Genomic DNA, 17,859 nt, shown 5'->3' on the forward strand with positions numbered 1-17,859 from the left:
ATGGCCGGAGCGGGTCAGTACCCGAAGTCCTGGACCCAGTAGTTGCCGGACTTCACGTACCCGATGCCGATGTTCCGGAACTGGCAGTTGACGATGTTCCGCCGGTGCCCGGGCGAGTGCATCCAGGCCGACATGACCGACGACGCGTTGGAGTACCCGCGGGCGATGTTCTCGCCGCCGGGCTGCCGCCAGCCGGTCCGGCGGATGCGGGTGACCCAGCTCGCGCCGTCCTTGGACGTGTGGCTGAAGTAGCGCTTGCGGGACATGTCCTTGGCGTGGCGCTGGGCGGCCTGGTTCAGCTTCGGCCGGACCTTGAGCGCCCGGCACCCGTGCGCCTTGCGGATCTTGTTGGTCTTCTTGACGATCGCGCGCCGCTGCTCCTTGATGCTCATGCTGCGCGCCTCGGCGGGCTCGGCGGTGACCACAGCCGCCCCGAGGGTCCCCCCGAACAGCGAGAACGTCAGAGCGAAGGCGGCCAACAGCCGCGGCGCGCGGGCACGCATGGATCCCCCGGTGTCGTCGAGAATCGGCAGTTGCGACTCTCTTCGGACACCGGAGCGGCCGACCTGAGCGGGACCACCTGTGAGGCGCCTGACTGACGCCCGCTCAGATCGGACGAATCACCCCGTAGGCACCGATTCGCGCTCCGCCGGACGCTCGGACGTCGCCGGCACGTACTCGGGGAGGCTGCGGTAGTAGGCGATCGAGACGATGTCGATCGCGATGTTCCCGACCGCGATCAGGATGTAGATCGGGTGGGTGAAGTGGTCCGGGTCGGAGACCATCATCCAGGGCCAGAACCCGCACGAGAGCGTCAGATAACCCCACAGGATGAACTCGCTCATCCCACGCCGGTCGCCGCGCGCCCGCATCATCGAGATGTTGAACGCCGACGCCATGATCACCGTCGTCGTCAGGCCGTAGTACTCCAGCGGGTCGTCGGTGATCCCCTGGAACCACCAGAAGATCCCGAACACGCAAGCCTGCATCGCCGAGTAGATCGCGATCGCCCGCGGCACGCTGCAGCCGGCGCCCCAGAGGTCCTCGCGCGCGTACCGGATGATGTGCGAGATCACGACGAGTTCCATGAGCGAGAACACGATCAGCCCGACCCAGAAGAGCTTGAGGATCCAGAGCTCGTTCTCGTCGTCGTACCAGGACTCGAAACTGAGCACGAACGTCACGTCGTGCGCGAAGTTCCAGAGGTTCGTCACCAGCGGAATGCAGTACTGCCGGTCCCGCGCCCCACGCCGGATCGCGCCCACGTACTGCATGTAGCCGCCGATGCCGGCGACCGCCATGAGCACGAGGATGACGGCCATCGAGAGGCCACCGGTGCTGTTGTCGATGACGACCTGGGGGTCGTAGCCCTCGTTCATGGCGCCCATTCTGCCGCCCGGCCCGCCCGTCCACAATTACTGACATCTTGACAGATTCGTCAGAATTGGAGGACGCTCGTCCCGTGGCCGTCCTCGCCGAAGAGGTACGCCCGGACGTCACCCGGCGCCCGGTCCCCAAACCGCGCCTGATTCTCGGGGCCGCCGCGGCCGGAGCGCTCGTCCTCACGATCCTGATGACGGCGAAGAAGGGCCCCGAGGGCCGGATCCTCGCCGACCGGCCGGCGGAGACGTGGCCGCAGCTGTGGGGCTACGACCACTGGATCTCCACTGTCCAGATCGCGACGCTGATCGCCACCACGTCGTTCCTCGCGTACTTCACCGTCTGGTCGCGCCGGAACGCCCGCCTGCACCCCGCGTTCCCGGTGCTCGCCGGCCTGTTCGTCATGGGCGCGTTCGCCGACACGTTCGCGAACTGGACCTCGTCCGCGGCGATGAACCCCGAGCTGCTGCACTACCCGACGGACTGGCCGATCCTCGACGTCTCCCCGACGACCGAACCGATCATCAACAAGGTCGCCTACCCCTACCTGTTTCTCTTCCCGGCGCTCGCGGTCGTGACGCTGCTGCGCCGGCGCGCCCGCAGGACCGGACGCTCGCCGCGGCGCCCGCTGTGGACGGTCTTCGGCATCACGTTCGTCATCGCGGTCCTGATCAACTGGGTGCTGGTCAACCTCTTCATGTGCCGCATCGAGTACTGGACCTACACCCAGATCCCCGACTGGGCCGCGGTCCGCGGCGGAACGCCCTGGCAGTACTCGTGGCACGACCCGCTGTCGCTGTCGTTCATCACCGCGGCCGCCGGCGTCCTGCTCTGGATCAGCTACTCCCGCGACACCCGCGCCCTGAAGCAGTTCGGCGTCACCGTGCTCGTCACGGCGATCGCTTATCTCCCCTACAACGCCGTGTGGGCGTCGTTCCGCCTGACCGACAGCGGCGACACGCTCGCACCCTGGATCTACGAGAACACGAAGGTCTACGACCCCAAGGGTGACTACGCCGAGGCCGGGGTCCCCGGTCCCTACTTCAAAGGAATCTGGCCATGATCATGGCGGCATTGACAACTGAGCGGGACATCACCCAGATCCCGACGATCTCCTCCGAACGCGCCGACGCGTTCTTCACGCTCTCGGCGATCATGGCCGGAGCGTTCGTGATCTGGGCGCTGTTCGAGATGGTGTTCCGCCGCTCGCCGATCCTGGCGTTCTGCCTGCTCGGCAGCGTGCTCTGCAACCTGAACGAGCCGATCTGGGACGCGCTCGGCAAGCTCCGCTTCCACGAGGGCAACCACATCGCCTGGACGCAGTTCCCCGACTTCGCGCAGCCGGTCCACTACCCGTACTGGGCGATGTTCGTCTACACGGGCTTCGGCGGCGTCGCCTGCTTCGTGTTCTACAAGGCCTTCGCCTCGCGCAGCTGGAAGATCTTCGGCTACGCCGTCCTCGGCCAGGCCGTCATGAACATCGTGCTCGAGGGCTTCATCATCACCAGCGCCTACGACTACTACGGCGAGCAGCCGTGGCGGATCGGCACCGACTTCCCGCTGTGGTGGGTGCCGGTGAACTACGGCGAGATGCTGGCCGGCTTCCTGCTCTGCATCGCGATCGGCCACTGGGGTCTGGTCAAGGGCGGCCTGACGTCGATCGCGCTCGTGCCCTGCTGCTTCTCCGCCTGGCAGCTGTGGGCCGGCTGGCCGACCTACGCCACGATCAACATGGACATCCACGGCGCGTGGCGCAGCCTCGCCGCCCTGTCCGGTGTGTGCATCGCCGGCGCGTCGGCCTACCTGATGGGCCGTTACCTGTTCGGCCCGCTGAGCGCGGCCACCAACACGGCACCGGTCGAGCAGCGCGAGCGGGAGGCCGTCCCCGCCTGACAGGCAATCAGGTCACACAGAAGCGGCGGCGCCCCGGCGGGGGCGGCCGCCGCTTCGTGTTCGGCAGCGAGCGATCGTCAGTGCTTGACGCGCGTGAGGCGGAAGTACAGCTTCGCGTTCTCGTCGTCGACCTGCGTGTTGCGGACGTAGCCGCCGGCGTCCTCGAACTTTCCGGTGCCGCTCCGGACGGGGAGCCGGGCCGTGAAGTCCGAGTCGACCAGGTCGTCCCAGTCGACGCGGATCTTGCCGCGGGCCGTCACCGAACCGGTGTCGAAGAAGCGGTACTTCACCTTGCACTCGAGAACCGCGGCGCGCGGGTCGCGGCGGTTGCCGAGGAACCGGACGAACTCGCACTCGCCGCGGTCGGTGCCGACGCGCTTGCCGTTCTGCCGCAGGTTCGCCTTCCAGGCGAAGCGGTCGCCGCGCTCCGGCATCCCGGAGAAGTCGTCGTCGTAGGCGGTCTGGCGCTCGTCGACGCGGATGACGAACACGTGGTTCGCCTCCGCCGGGGAGGCGAGGACGACGAGGCCGGTGGCCACCAGGGCGGACGCGCCGCCGAGGGCGCCGATTCGAGTCAGTGTGCTCATGGGTCCTCCAGACCGTGCCGCTGCGCGGACGACCGCAGGCAAACGGCGTCCAATCGGGGCAAACCTATGCAGACGGTGACGAAAGGCACCAGACGGTAAAAGGTGAATCACTTGCAATGTTTCGGATGGGTCCTGGCCACGACCTGGTCGAACGGCCGCTACGCAGCGTCAGAAGCTGCAGGTCAGTCGCACTCCACGCCGTCGCGCGGCGCCTCGCCGTTCACGAGGTAGTCCTCGACCAGCCGGTTGATGCACCGGTTGTCGTCGCCGTAGACCGTGTGCCCGTCGCCGTCGTGCGAGACGAAGATGCCGCTCTCCAGCTGCTCCGCGAGCACCTTCGCCCACTCGTACGGCGTCGCGGGGTCGCGGGTGGTCCCGATGACCACGATCGGCGCCGCCCCCGCCCCGGTCACCGGTCCCGGCTCCTGCGCCGGCTGGACCGGCCAATAGGTGCAGGGCAGCAGGCTCCAGGCGATGAACTCCCCGAACAGCGGCGACGCCTCCCGGAACCGCGGCACCTCGGCCTGGATCTGTTCCGGGGTGCCGGTGAACGGGCGGTCGAGGCAGTTGACCGCGTAGATCGCCTCGTTGGAGTTGTCCGGGAACCCGCCCCGGTCGTTGCGCTGCAGGTAGGCGTCGGCCAGGTAGAGCAGCCCGGTGCCGTCGCCGTTGTAGGCCGCGAGCAGCGCCGCCCGCAGGAACTCCCACCGCTGCGTGCTGTAGAGCGCGGAGACGACGCCGAGCGTCGCCATCGCCTCCGGCACCGGCCGGCCGGACCGCGACCGCAGCGGCTTGGAGTCGGCCGCCGCGAGCATGCCGCGCAGACGGGTCTCGATCTCCCCACGCTTGCTGCCGATCTGGCAGTCCTTCTTGTCCTTCAGGCAGTCGGCGACGAACGCCTCCCACGCGATCTGGAACCCCTTGGCTTGCGCCAGGGAGAGGTCCACCGCGGAGAGCGCCGGGTCGATCGCACCGTCGAGCACCATCCGCCCGACGTTGGCCGGGAACAGCTCGGCGTAGCGGGCACCGATGTAGGTGCCGTAGGAGTAGCCGAGGTAGTGCAGCTTCTCGTCGCCGAGCACCCCGCGCAGGACGTCGAGGTCGCGCGCGACGTTGTCGGTGTCGACCTTGCCGAGGAGCGGGCCGGTCCGCTGCTTGCAGCCGGCCGCGAAGCGCTTCGCGATCCGGTCCCATGCCGCGACGTCGTTCGCGTTGTCCATCGTGACGTCGGCGGAGAGGAACTCGTCGAGCTGACTGTCCGTCACGCAGTCGATCGGCTTGCTCTTGCCGACGCCGCGCGGGTCGAAGCTGACGAGGTCGTAGTTCGCCCGCACCGGCTCGGTGATGCCCCGGTACGCCGCCTGCAGGTAGCCCACTCCGGAGGCGCCGGGGCCGCCCGGGTTCAGCAGCAGCGAGCCGAGGCGCTTGCCGTTGGTCCGCAGCCGGGTGACGGAGAGGTTCAGCGTCGCACCGGCCGGCTTCTCGTAGTCGATCGGGACCTTCACCTTGGTGCACTGGAAACCGCCGCCGCAGGCGCTCCAGCTCAGCTTCTGGTCGTAGAACTTCGCGAGCGCCGCCGGGGCCGGTGTGGGGACGGGGGTGCCGTCCGCCGCCGCGGTCGGCGCCGGGGCGGGGCTCGCCGAGGGCAGTCGGTCCCCGCCGCCGCTGCAGCCGGCAGCGACCAGGCTCAGGACCGCGATTCCTGCTGCCGCGCGGACGCGGATCCCCCGCCGGTTCGTCATGGCGCGACCTTATGCGAGCCGACTCCTCGGCCGGCGGAGGTCCCCGTCAGCGCAGCGCGAGCGTCATCGCCTCGACCGCGAGCAGCGGCGCGGCGTTGGTCTCCAGGGCGGTCCGGCAGGCCAGAACGGCCTCGATCCGCCGCAGGGTGGTCTCCGGGGTGCTGTCCGCCGCGATCTCACGCACGGCCGCGGCCTCGGCGGCGTTGACCGGCTCCACGTCGGCGCCGAGCTGCACCGCGAGGACATCTCGGTAGAACGCGACCAGATCGACCAGCGCCCGGTCCAGCCCGTCCCGCTGGGCGCGGGTGGCGCGGGCCTTCTGCCGCTTCTCCAGCTCCTTGAGCGCGGTCGCGGCGCCCGGGGGCTGCTTGGCCCCGGTCCCGATGCCGAGCGCGGACTTCAGCGCCTCCCGCTCGGCGGCGTCGGAGATCTCGGACGCCGCGGCGACGTCCGCCTTCACCGCCTCGATCAGCCGCTCGGCGGCCCGCAGGCACGACCCGACGTCGGTGATGCCGCGCGGCAGCGCCAGCACGTCCGCCCGCCGCGAGCGCGCGTCGGGGTCGGTCGCGAGGCGCCGCGCCCGGCCGATGTGGCCCTGCGAGGCGAGCGCGGCGACGCGCGCGGTCTCCGGGTCGATCCCGTCCCGCCGGGCGAGCACCTCCGCCACCGCCGTCGTGCTGGGCGTGACGAGGTGCACCGAGCGGCAGCGGGAGCGGATAGTCGGCAGCACGTCGTCCGCCGACGGGGCGCACAGGATCCACACCGTCCGCGGCGGAGGCTCCTCGATCGCCTTCAGCAGCGCGTTGGCGGCCTGGTCGGTGAGGCGGTCGGAGTCCTCGGCGATGATCACCTGCCACCGCCCGTTCGACGGCGACAGCGCGGCCCGGCGCACCAGCTCCCGGGTCTCCTTGACGCCGATGCTGAGCAGCTCGGTGGTCAGCACCTCGACGTCGGCGTGCGTGCCGGTCAGCACCGTGTGGCACTCGGAGCACTCGCCGCACCCGCCCTGCGGGCACTGCAACGCCGCGGCGAACGCGCGCGCCGCGACCGAGCGGCCTGACCCCGGCGGGCCGGTCACCAGCCACGCGTGGGTCATCGCGCCCGGTTCCCCGGCGACCGCGGCCGCGAGCGCCGCCACCGCGGACTCCTGCCCGACGACGTCCGCCCAGACCCCGCCCAACGTCACGGCGTGCTCCCTTCCGGCTGCTGCGACCCCGGCCGCTGCGCACCCGCCGACTCGTCCATCAGCTGCGCCACCCGCTGCAGGACGGCCGCGGTGATCTCCGTCGGCGTCTTCGTGGCGTCGACGACGAAGTAGGCCCGCGGCCGCCGCGCGGCCCGGTCGAGGAAGCCCTGACGGACGCGGTGATGGAACTCCATCGACTCGGACTCGATCCGGTCCGGCGGGAGCAGGCGACGTTCGGCCGCGACCTCCGGCGGGACGTCGAGCACGATCGTCAGCGTCGGCATCAGGCCGCGCGTCGCGAAGCGGGAGAGCCGCTCGATGTCCGACGCCGACAGCGCCCGACCCGCGGCCTGGTAGGCGATCGAGGAGTCGACGTACCGGTCGGTGATCACCACCGCGCCCCGTTCGAGCGCCGGGCGGATCACCTCCTCGACGTGCTGGGCGCGGTCCGCGGCATAGAGCAACGCCTCGCTGCGCGGGGAGAGCCCGAGGTCCTGGGTGTCGAGCAGCATCTGGCGCAGCCGCCGGCCGATCGCGGTCGCACCGGGTTCGCGGGTCACGACGACCTCGTGCCCCCGCGCGGTCAACCACTCCGCGAGCCGGGCCACCTGCGTCGACTTGCCGGCGCCGTCGCCACCCTCGAAGGCGAGGAAAAAGCCGGAGGTGATCGGGTCCGCGAGCGGGGTCTCGCGCCGCAGCGCGGAGGTCACGTCCCGCACCAGGGAGATGCCCTTGCGGTCGTCCATGTGCCGGTAGGAGAAGAACCCGACGGCGGCCGCGACCGCGCCCGCACCGAGGAACACGACGGCGGCCCCGCTGTAGGCCACCGTGACGTCGTCGGTCGGGTGGAAGTCGACGCGGCCGACGGCGCCGGCCAGCGCCGGCGAGGCCGCGAGCACCGCGACGAGCGTCAGGCGGACCATCGACTGCACGAACGCGAACGTCCGACCACGCAGCTCGTCCGCGACCTCGAGGCCGATCAGCGTGTACCCGGTGACCCAGGCGACCCCGGACGCGAGCCCGAGCGCGACGGTGAAGAGCACGACCACCGGCAACTCCGGGATCACCGCGATCACCATGAGCAGCAGGCCGGCCGCGACGATCGACATCGCGAACAGCCGGCGGCGGGAGAGGCCGGCGAGCAGGCGCGGCCCGAGCAGCATCCCGAGCGCGAGCCCGACGAAGACCGCGCCGAACAGCAGGCCGTAGCCCGGGTTGCCGGCGCCGAGGCCCCGCACGAACGTCGGGGCCAGGCCGACCACCGTGCCGCCGGCGGCGAACGCGCCGAGCATGCCGATCAGCAGGCCGCGCACCACCGGGGTCTGCGCGACGAACTTCCAGCCCTCGACGAGGTTCCGCCACGGATTCTCGGCCTTCGCCCGCTCGACGTTGTCCCGCGGGATCTCCAGCGTCGCGATCGTCGCCGCCGCGAACAGGAACGTCGCGGCGTTGAGCCAGAGCGCGAGCGAGGCGGGGTGCGTCACGAAGAACTCGAACCGTGCACCGAGCGCCGCGGTGATCAGCGACAGGACGGTGAAGATGCCCGCTGCGACCGGCGCGGACCCGTACGCGGTGACCAGGCTGATCTGGTTCGCCGCCTCGAGCCGCTCGCGCGGGACGAGGTTCGGGACCGTGGCCTCCTTGGCCGGGATCCAGAACAGGCTCAACGCCTCGATCAGGAAGGTGGCGACCAGGAGCCACCACAGCGACCCGACGATCGGGATCGAGACGAACAGGCCCGCGCGCAGGACGTCGGTGACGACCATCGTCATCCGCCGGTCGAGCCGGTCGGCGACCACGCCGGCGATCGGGGCGAACAGCAGCGCCGGGATCAGCCGGAGGATGAAGACACCGGCGACGGCGTAGTTCTGGTCCGCCGAGCTGTCGGTGGTGAGCTCGGCCGCCATCGCGGTGATCGCGAGCAGGCCCAGCCAGTCCCCGAGGCTCGAGAACGACAGCGAGATCCACAGCCGCCGGAACGGGGCGATCTGCAGGACCCCCCGTACGTCGTGGTCCAGCGGCTGGTCCGGCACGTTCCCCACCCTAGTGAGCGCCTCCGACTCCCCCCGAAAGCGCACTACGGCACCTGCGAAAGCAAAATCCGCGTGCCGTACTGCGCTTTCGGGAGTACGCGGCTACGACTTCGCGGCGGTCTTCTTCGCGGCAGTCTTCTTCGCCGCGGTCTTCTTCGCGGCCGTCTTCTTGGCGGCCGTGGTCGAGGCCGCCGTCTTCTTCGCCGCGGTCTTCTTGGCGGCCGCCTTCTTCGCCGGGGCCTTGCGGGCGGCCTTCTTCGCCAGGCCGCGGGCGCGGCGGTCGGCGAGGAGCTCGGCGGCGCGCTCGTCGGTCAGGGTCTCGACGTCGTCGCCCTTGCGGAGCGAGGCGTTGGTCTCACCGTCGGTGACGTACGGACCGAACCGACCGTCCTTGACCACCATCGGCTTCCCGGAGACCGGGTCGTTGCCGAGCTCCTTGAGCGGGGCGGCGGCCGAGGCCTGCCGGCCACGCTGCTTGGGCTGGGCGAGCAGGGCGAGCGCCTCGTCGAGGGTGACGGTGAGCAGCTGCTCCTCCGCACCGAGCGAGCGGGTCTCGCTGCCCTTCTTCACGTACGGGCCGTACCGGCCGTTGGACGCGACGACCGGTTCGCCCTCGACCTCGCCGAGCGTGCGGGGCAGGCTCAGCAGGTCGAGTGCCTGCTCGAGGGTCACCTCGTCGAGCGCCATCGACTTGAACAGCGACGCGGTGCGCGGCTTGTCCTTCGAGCCCTCCGGCAGGACCTCGGTGACGTACGGGCCGAAGCGGCCGTTCTTCGCGACGACCTCGAGCCCCGTCTCCGGGTGGACGCCGAGGACGCGGTCGTCCGACGGCGCCGAGAACAGCTCCTCGGCCTTCTCCACCGTCAGCTCGTCCGGCGGCATCTCGTCGGGGACGTTGCCGCGCTGCAGCTCGCCGTCGCGCTCACGCTCGACGTAGGGCCCGTACCGGCCGACGCGGACGAAGATGCCGTTGCCGATCGGGATCGAGTTGACCTCGCGGGCGTCGATGTCACCGACGTGCTCGGAGACCAGCTGCTTCAGACCGACGATCGCGTCGGAGCCGGACGGACCTGACGAACCGTCACCGTTGGCGCTCGCCGCACCGTCCCCGGGCGGGCCGAAGTAGAAGCGGGACAGCCAGTCGACCATCTCCGCCTCGCCGTTGGCGATGTCGTCGAGGACGTCCTCCATCCGGGCGGTGAAGTCGTAGTCGACGAGGTGCGGGAAGTGCTTCTCCAGCAGCCCGACGACCGAGAACGCCAGCCACGCCGGCACCAGCGCGGTGCCCTTCTTGAACACGTACCCGCGGTCGAGGATCGTGCCGATGATCGACGCGTAGGTCGACGGGCGGCCGATGTCCCGCTGCTCGAGCTCCGCGACCAGCGAGGCCTCGGTGTACCGCGCCGGCGGGCGGGTCTCGTGGCCCTCCACGTCCATCTGAAGGACCGTCAGAGCATCGTCCTCGGTGAGCACAGGCAGCCGCTTCTCGCGGTCGTCGAGCTCGGCGTCGGGGTCGTCCGCGCCCTCGACGTAGGCCTTGAGGAAGCCCGGGAAGGTGATCGTCTTGCCGGAGGCGGCGAACTCGGCGTCCTCACCGGAGGAGGACCGACCGCCGATGCGCACCGACACCGACTGCCCCGTCGCGTCCTTCATCTGCGACGCGACCGTGCGCATCCAGATCAGCTCGTAGAGGCGGAACTCGTCGCCCGAGAGGCCGGTCTGCGCGGGGGTCTGGAACTCGTCGCCCGCGGGCCGGATGGCCTCGTGGGCCTCCTGCGCGGTCTTCGACTTGGACTCGTAGCGCCGCGGGGTGTCGGGGATGTACTCGCGCCCGTACAGGGCCGTCGCCTGCGACCGGGCCGCCGCCACCGCCGTCTCCGACAGCGTCGTGGAGTCCGTACGCATGTAGGTGATGTAGCCGTTCTCGTACAGGCGCTGGGCGACCTGCATCGTGCGCTTCGCGCCGAAGCCGAGCTTGCGCGAGGCCTCCTGCTGCAGCGTCGTCGTCCGGAACGGGGCGTACGGCTTGCGGGTGTAGGGCTTGCGCTCGACCTTGCGCACGGTGAACGCCGAGGACGACAGGCGCCCGGCGAGCGCGCCGGCCGCGGCCTCGTCGAGGTGCAGGACGTCGGCACTCTTCAGCTCACCGAGGGAGGAGAAGTCACGGCCGGTGGCGACGCGCTTGCCGTCGACCTGCACCAGCCGGGCGGTCACGGTGGTCGGCTCGTCGGCGTTGCGGGCGCGGCCCGTGTCGAACTCGGCGTCGAGGTCCCAGTAGGCGGCGGCGCGGAACGCCATGCGCTCGCGCTCGCGCTCGACCACCAGGCGGGTCGCGACGGACTGCACGCGGCCGGCCGAGAGCCGCGGCATGATCTTCTTCCACAGAACCGGCGAGACCTCGTAGCCGTAGAGCCGGTCGAGGATGCGGCGGGTCTCCTGCGCGTCGACCAGACCCTGGTCCAGGGTGCGGGGGTTCTCCACGGCCTCGCGGATCGCCCGCTCGGTGATCTCGTGGAACACCATCCGGTGCACCGGGACCTTGGGCTGCAGCAGTTCGTGGAGGTGCCAGGCGATGGCCTCGCCCTCGCGGTCCTCATCCGTGGCGAGGTAGAGCCGGTCGACGCCGTCCATGGCGTCCTTCAGCTTCTTGACCTGCGCCTTCTTCTCCGCCGCGACGACGTAGAGCGGCTCGAAGCCGTTGTCGACGTTGACGCCGAGCCGGGCCCACGCCTCGCCCTTGTACTTGGCCGGGACCTCCGCGGCGCCGTTCGGCAGGTCGCGAATGTGCCCGTAGGAGGACTCGACGACGTAGGAGCTGCCCAGGTACCCGGCGATCTTCTTCGCCTTGGTGGGCGACTCGACGATGACCAGGGCACGACCGGATCCGGCTCCAGAGCGAGCCTTCTGCTCAGCGGCCACTTCCGCACTCCCCGGTTCTTCGTCCTCGGATCGTCCCACCCCGGCTCCGAGGCGACGCAGCGACACCATAGCTCTCGATCAGCCGGAGAACGCCCCAGCGCCCGGTCCGGCGGATGCGACGGACCCGCCGCCCCGAATCGGGACGGCGGGTCCGCGTTCTGCGTTTACGCAGGTCAGCCAGCAACCCCGGCGGTGGACTTGCCGGAGGTGCTCTCGTCGCTGACGGCGATGCTCTTCCGCTTCGAGTTCACGACCGCGCCGATGATGATCAGCGTGGCCAGACCCGCGATCGTGCCGCGGAGCATGTCGTTCTCGTCCTCGCCGACGGTCAGCTTGACCACGGCGGGGGCGATCAGCAGCGCGACCAGGTTCATGACCTTGATCAGCGGGTTGATGGCCGGGCCGGCGGTGTCCTTGAACGGGTCACCGACGGTGTCACCGATGACGGTGGCCGAGTGGGCCTCCGAACCCTTGCCGCCGTGGTGGCCGTCCTCGACCAGCTTCTTGGCGTTGTCCCAGGCACCACCGGAGTTGGCCAGGAAGACCGCCATGAGGACACCGGCGCCGATGGCACCGGCGAGGAAGCCGGCCAGCGGAGCCGTGCCGAGGCCGAAGCCGACGGCGATCGGCGCCATGACCGCGAGGATGCCCGGCGTGGCCAGCTCCCGCAGCGAGTCCCGCGTGCAGATGTCGACGACCTTGCCGTACTCCGGCTTGCCGGTGCCCTCCATGATCCCGGGGATCTCGCGGAACTGGCGCCGGACCTCGAACACGATGGCGCCGGCCGCACGGGCGACCGCGTTGATCGCCAGACCGGAGAAGAGGAACACCGCCGAGGCGCCGAGGATCAGGCCGACCAGGATGTTCGGGTTGATGATGTCGAACGTGGCCAGCGCCTGCTGCGTGCGCAGGCCCACCTCGGACGGGTCGACCCCGGTCTCGTCGACCGCCTTGACGACCTCGTTGTAGTACGACCCGAACAACGCGGTCGCGGCGAGGACGGCGGTCGCGATCGCGATGCCCTTGGTGATGGCCTTGGTCGTGTTGCCGACCGCGTCCAGGCTGGTGAGGACCTGAGCGCCCTCGCCGTGGACGTCGCCCGACATCTCGGCGACGCCCTGGGCGTTGTCCGAGACCGGACCGAAGGTGTCCATGGCGACGATGACGCCGACGGTGGTGAGCAGACCGGTACCGGCCAGCGCCACCGCGAACAGGGCCAGGATCAGGACACCCGAGCCGAGCATGTAGGCCGCGTAGACGGCGAGACCGATCAGGGCCGCGGAGTACACCGCGGACTCCAGACCGACCGAGATGCCGGCGAGGATGACGGTCGCCGGACCGGTCAGCGAGGTCTTGCCGATGTCCATGACCGGACGGCGGTTGGTCTCGGTGAAGTAGCCCGTGAGCTGCTGGATCGCCGCCGCGAGCACGATGCCGATGAGGACCGCGACGACCGCGAACATCCGCGGGTCGCCGTCGACGATCGCCGCACCGGTGTCGTCGAGCAGCTGGCTCGACGCGGACAGGCCCTCGTACTCGTCGGGCAGGAAGACGAACGCGGCGATCGCGCACAGGATCGCCGAGGCGACGGCCGAGATGAAGAAGCCGCGGTTGATGGCGGCCATGCCGTTGCGGTCGTTCGGACGCGGGGACACCGCGAAGATGCCGATGATCGCGGTGAGCACACCGATCATCGGGACGATCAGCGGGAAGACCAGACCGTCGTCACCGAAGGCGGCGACACCGAGGATCAGCGCCGCGACGAGCGTGACCGCGTAGGACTCGAAGAGGTCCGCCGCCATACCGGCGCAGTCACCGACGTTGTCACCGACGTTGTCGGCGATGGTGGCGGCGTTGCGCGGGTCGTCCTCGGGGATGCCCTGCTCGACCTTGCCGACGAGGTCGGCGCCGACGTCGGCAGCCTTGGTGAAGATGCCGCCACCGACACGCATGAACATCGCGAGCAGCGCCGCGCCGAAGCCGAAGCCCTCGAGGACCTTGGGGGCCTCGTCCTCGTAGATCAGCACGACCGTCGCGGCACCCAGCAGACCGAGGCCGACGGTGAACATGCCGGCGACGCCACCGGTACGGAACGCGATCCGGGTCGCGGGGAGCTCACCGGACTTGCCGACCCGGGCGGCCGCGGCCACACGGACATTCGCACGGACTGCGAGCCACATGCCCACGTAGCCGGTGATCGCGGAGAACACCGCGCCGACCACGAAGAAGATGGAACGCCCGATGCGTTCGTTCGTACTGTTCGCCGGCAGAGCGAACAGCACGAAGAACGCCAGGACGGCAAAGACGCCCAACGTCCGGAACTGACGGGTCAGATAAGCGGCGGCGCCTTCCTGCACGGCACCCGCGATCTCCTGCATTCTCTCCGTGCCCTGATCGGCGCGCAGAACTTCCTTGACCAGGAAGCCCGCGACACCCAGAGCGAGCACGGCGACGAGCGCGACCACAACGACGATGGTCAGGTTCCCGCCCGACAGGGAGACCGTCTCGCCGCTCTCGGCGGCGAGGTTGATCCCTGACATCAAGTCCTCCTAGATGTGGAGCAGCAACGTTGCTGCCCCGGGACGGCGCCGGACCAGGCCGACACACACGAGGGGAGGCCGTCGGGACGCTCTACTAAACGGGGCGAGCGCGCCCGCGGCTATGGAGCGCTGCGGAGTCTACGCAAGCGGATCTGCGAAAAGTGACGCGGCCCACCGTCGTGGCCGGGGTTTGTGCAAAAGCGAAAACGCCCCGGCGCGGAAAAGGGCGGGCGACTCAGAGCGAGGTCGCGGGCCAGGTCATCCGGACGACGGTGCCGTCCGAGCCGGGGACCACGGCGACGTCGTCGACGAGCCCGGCGATCAGCGCCAGACCGAGCGAGGTGTCCATGTCGGCCGGGTCGGCGTCGAGGAGGTCCGCCGGGGAGGTGATCTCCGGGAGCATCTCCGCCAGGGGAAGCCCGATCGGCACGACGTCCGCGACCTCGACGCAGAAGCGCCCGTCCTCGGTGTGCAGCGTCATCGACACCGGCTCGTGCAGCCCGGAGCGGGCGTGCTGGCCGACGGCACGGGAGCACGCCTCGCCCACGGCGAGGCGGACCTCGTCGAGCAGGTCGTCGTCGACCCCGGAGCGGCGCGCCACGGTCGCGGCGACCAGGCGCGCGGTACGCACGTGCGCCGGCAGCGCACTGAACCGCAGATGCACGGTGGGCACGGCGTTGCCCCCGGTCTCGGACGTCGGAAGTGGTGGGATCCCCGGCCCGGTCACCCGGTGGCGGTGAGTGCCTCGGACACCGTGTCGTGGATGGGGAAGACCTTAGTCAGTCCGGTGATCCGGAAGATCTTGAGGATCCGCTCCTGGGTGCAGACCAGGCGCAGCGAGCCGTCGTGGGCCCGCACCCGCTTCAGACCGCCGACCAGGACGCCGAGCCCGGTGGAGTCGAGGAACTCGACGCCCTCCATGTCGACGATCAGGTGGTAGCGACCGGCGTTGACCAGGTCGACGAGCTGCTCCCGCAGCTTCGGGGCGGTGTACACGTCGATCTCGCCGCCGACGGCGACGACAGTGCGGTCACCCTCGTCGCGGGTGGTGAGGGACAGGTCCACGAGTCCTCCTGCAGCTGCCGGGGGCGACCCGGTCATTCAACCATTGCGGCCATCCCCTACCCGTCGGATCCGTTTGCGACACTGCCCCCGTGGCCCTCGACGTGACGGACTCCGCCGGCCGGGCGGACCAACTCCTCGCCGGGCTGCTCCTCGCCCCGGGGCGGCGGGAGCGGATCACGCACGTCCACCGCGCCCCGGCCCGGACGGCCCGGCCCGCGGACTGGCCCGCCTGGACGCCACCGGTCCTCGTCGAGCGGTGGGGCGCCTGCGGCATCGACCGGCCCTGGGCCCACCAGGTGGCGGCGGCCGAGCACGCCCACGCCGGGCGGTCGGTGGTCCTGGCCACCGGGACGGCCTCCGGGAAGTCGCTGGCCTATCTCCTCCCGGCGCTGACCGCGGTGCTCGACGCCGCCGACGGGCCGGCCACCGCCTGCCCCGGCGTCCTCTACCTCTCGCCGACCAAGGCGCTCGCCGCCGACCAGCTGGCGGGCCTGACCCGGCTGCAGCTCGGCCCGGAACTGCGTCCGGCCTGCTTCGACGGTGACACCCCGTACGCGGAGCGCGACTGGATCCGCAGCCACGCGAACTACCTGCTGACGAACCCCGACATGCTCCACCGGACCCTGCTGCCCGGGCACGCCCGCTGGGCGCGGTTCCTCAAGAACCTGTCGGTCGTGGTCGTCGACGAGTGCCACACCTACCGCGGGGTGTTCGGCTCCCACGTCGCCCAGGTCCTGCGCCGACTGCGCCGGGTCTGCGCCCGTTACGGCTCCTCACCGGTGTTCGTCCTGACGTCGGCGACGGTGTCGGACCCGGCGGTGTCGGCCGAGCGGCTGACCGGGCTGCCCGTCGTCGAGGTCACCGACGACGCCTCCCCGCGCGGCGAGGCGGCCTTCGTGCTGTGGGAGCCCCCGCTGACCGACCACCAGGGCGAAGGCAGCGCGCCGGTGCGGCGGACCGCGATCGCCGAGACCGCCGACCTGCTCACCGACCTCGTGCTGAACGACGCCCAGACGGTGGCGTTCGTGCGGTCCCGGCGCGGCGCCGAGGTGGTCGCACTCCTCACCCGCGACGCCCTGGCCGAGGTCGACCCGGCCCTGGCCGGGCAGGTCGCCTCCTACCGCGGCGGCTACCTGCCGGAGGAACGGCGGGCCCTGGAGCACCGGCTGCGGGCCGGGCTCCTGCGCGGCCTCGCCGCGACCAACGCGCTCGAGCTCGGCATCGACGTCGCCGGTCTGGACGCGGTCGTGCTCGCGGGCTATCCCGGCACCCGGGCCTCGATGTGGCAGCAGGCCGGGCGCGCCGGCCGGGCCGGGCAGGGCGCCCTCGCCGTGCTCGTCGCCCGCGACGACCCGCTGGACACCTACCTCGTCCACCACCCGGACGCGCTCTTCGGCCGTCCGGTCGAGGCGACCGTGCTCGACCCGGACAACCCTTACGTGCTCGCGCCGCACCTGTGCGCCGCCGCCTCGGAGTCGCCGTTGACCGAGCGCGACCTCGACCTGTTCGGCCCCACCGCCGAGCTCCTGCTGCCGACGCTCGAGCAGCGCGGCCTGCTGCGGCGGCGCCCGACCGGCTGGTTCTGGACCCGGCGCGACCCGGCGTCCGCGCTCGCCGACATCCGCGGCACCGGTGGCGCGCAGATCCGGGTGTGCGAGGTCGACACCGGCCGCCTGCTCGGCACCGTCGACGGCGCCGCGTCCCACACCCAGGCGCACACCGGCGCGGTGTACCTGCACCAGGGCCGGCAGTACCTGGTGCGCTCCCTGGACCTGGCCGAGTGCGTCGCGCTCGTCGAGCCGGCCGAGCCCGACTACTCGACCTCCGCGCGCGAGGTCACCGACATCGCGATCGTCGACACCGTCCACCGCCGCCCGTGGGGCGAGCAGGTCGAGGTCTGTTTCGGCACGGTCGAGGTGACCAACCAGGTGGTCTCGTACCTGCGCAAACGCCTGGTCACCGGCGAGGTGCTCGACGAGACCCCGCTCGACCTGCCGCCACGGCACCTGCGGACCCGCGCGGTCTGGTGGACCGTGACCCCGGACGCCGTCGCCGAGGCCGAGGTCGAGATCGCCGACCTGCCCGGCGCCGCCCACGCCGCCGAGCACGCCTCGATCGGCCTGATGCCGCTGTTCGCCACCTGCGACCGCTGGGACATCGGCGGCGTCTCCACCGCGCTGCACCCGGACACGATGCTGCCGACGGTCTTCGTCTACGACGGCCACCCGGGCGGCGCCGGCTTCGCGGAGCGGGGCTTCGCCGCCGCGGAGCAGTGGCTGCGCGCGACCCGCGACGCCATCGCCTCCTGCGAGTGCGCCACGGGCTGCCCGTCGTGCGTGCAGTCGCCCAAGTGCGGCAACGGCAACAACCCCCTGGACAAGGCAGGTGCGGTCCGGCTCCTCGACCGGGTCCTCGCCGAGGCCGACGACATCGAGACCGACGACATCGAGACCGCCGGCACCGACACCGCCGAGTCCGTCGAGTTCGCCGCCGCGGGCTGACGGGCCCGCCCGG

General features: G+C 71.0%; 13 protein-coding genes. 3 read left to right on the top strand and 10 right to left on the bottom strand.

Annotated features, from left to right (window positions below):
* Window positions 1–14: 14 nt before the first annotated feature.
* Both ABD401_RS00125 and ABD401_RS00130 read right to left on the bottom strand, forming a co-directional pair.
* Window positions 15–503, bottom strand: a complete 489-nt coding sequence (locus ABD401_RS00125) for a CAP domain-containing protein (RefSeq protein ID WP_344600299.1) — start codon at window positions 501–503, stop codon at window positions 15–17.
* A gap of 117 nt (window positions 504–620) precedes the next feature.
* A complete protein-coding gene (locus ABD401_RS00130; protein ID WP_344600301.1) occupies window positions 621–1,379 on the bottom strand; it encodes a transmembrane-type terpene cyclase in 759 nt (252 codons plus the stop codon).
* Window positions 1,380–1,462: 83 nt separating this feature from the next.
* Here ABD401_RS00130 and ABD401_RS00135 point away from each other — a divergent pair, with 83 nt between their 5' ends.
* Both ABD401_RS00135 and ABD401_RS00140 read left to right on the top strand, forming a co-directional pair.
* Complete coding sequence (locus tag ABD401_RS00135) at window positions 1,463–2,443, top strand: spirocyclase AveC family protein (RefSeq protein WP_344600303.1); 981 nt, start codon at window positions 1,463–1,465, stop codon at window positions 2,441–2,443.
* Window positions 2,440–3,273: a hypothetical protein gene (locus ABD401_RS00140; protein ID WP_344600305.1), complete on the top strand. Its 834-nt coding sequence runs from the start codon at window positions 2,440–2,442 to the stop codon at window positions 3,271–3,273. Before ABD401_RS00135 ends, ABD401_RS00140 begins: the two co-directional genes overlap by 4 nt.
* 77 nt (window positions 3,274–3,350) lie before the next feature.
* On the opposite strand, the gene ABD401_RS00145 is transcribed toward ABD401_RS00140, so the two are convergent.
* From ABD401_RS00145 to ABD401_RS00180, 8 genes are all read right to left on the bottom strand, one after another.
* Entirely contained in the window at window positions 3,351–3,860 is a 510-nt protein-coding gene (locus ABD401_RS00145; protein ID WP_344600307.1) for a hypothetical protein, read from the bottom strand.
* Window positions 3,861–4,042: 182 nt separating this feature from the next.
* Window positions 4,043–5,602 carry an alpha/beta hydrolase gene (locus tag ABD401_RS00150; protein WP_344600309.1) on the bottom strand — a complete coding sequence of 520 codons (1,560 nt, stop codon included), beginning with the start codon at window positions 5,600–5,602 and terminating at the stop codon, window positions 4,043–4,045.
* A 46-nt stretch (window positions 5,603–5,648) separates the two neighbouring features.
* Window positions 5,649–6,788 carry a DNA polymerase III subunit delta' gene (locus tag ABD401_RS00155; protein WP_344600311.1) on the bottom strand — a complete coding sequence of 380 codons (1,140 nt, stop codon included), beginning with the start codon at window positions 6,786–6,788 and terminating at the stop codon, window positions 5,649–5,651.
* The gene (tmk, locus tag ABD401_RS00160) at window positions 6,785–8,821 is read right to left on the bottom strand and encodes a dTMP kinase (RefSeq protein WP_344600314.1); all 2,037 of its coding nucleotides are present in this window, start codon (window positions 8,819–8,821) and stop codon (window positions 6,785–6,787) included. Before tmk ends, ABD401_RS00155 begins: the two co-directional genes overlap by 4 nt.
* A gap of 102 nt (window positions 8,822–8,923) precedes the next feature.
* Window positions 8,924–11,740 carry a type I DNA topoisomerase gene (gene topA, locus ABD401_RS00165; protein WP_344600316.1) on the bottom strand — a complete coding sequence of 939 codons (2,817 nt, stop codon included), beginning with the start codon at window positions 11,738–11,740 and terminating at the stop codon, window positions 8,924–8,926.
* A 173-nt stretch (window positions 11,741–11,913) separates the two neighbouring features.
* On the bottom strand, window positions 11,914–14,280 hold the full coding sequence (locus ABD401_RS00170) for a sodium-translocating pyrophosphatase (protein WP_344600318.1): 2,367 nt from the start codon (window positions 14,278–14,280) through the stop codon (window positions 11,914–11,916).
* A gap of 235 nt (window positions 14,281–14,515) precedes the next feature.
* Window positions 14,516–14,953 carry an ATP-binding protein gene (locus tag ABD401_RS00175; RefSeq protein ID WP_344600320.1) on the bottom strand — a complete coding sequence of 146 codons (438 nt, stop codon included), beginning with the start codon at window positions 14,951–14,953 and terminating at the stop codon, window positions 14,516–14,518.
* Window positions 14,954–15,003: 50 nt separating this feature from the next.
* The gene (locus tag ABD401_RS00180) at window positions 15,004–15,345 is read right to left on the bottom strand and encodes an STAS domain-containing protein (RefSeq protein WP_019873943.1); all 342 of its coding nucleotides are present in this window, start codon (window positions 15,343–15,345) and stop codon (window positions 15,004–15,006) included.
* Between the two features lie 89 nt (window positions 15,346–15,434).
* Here ABD401_RS00180 and ABD401_RS00185 point away from each other — a divergent pair, with 89 nt between their 5' ends.
* Complete coding sequence (locus ABD401_RS00185) at window positions 15,435–17,846, top strand: DEAD/DEAH box helicase (RefSeq protein WP_344600325.1); 2,412 nt, start codon at window positions 15,435–15,437, stop codon at window positions 17,844–17,846.
* Window positions 17,847–17,859 lie beyond the last annotated feature (13 nt).

The sequence above is a fragment of the Sporichthya brevicatena genome, assembly GCF_039525035.1.
In the GTDB taxonomy this organism is placed as follows: Bacteria; Actinomycetota; Actinomycetes; order Sporichthyales; family Sporichthyaceae; genus Sporichthya; species Sporichthya brevicatena.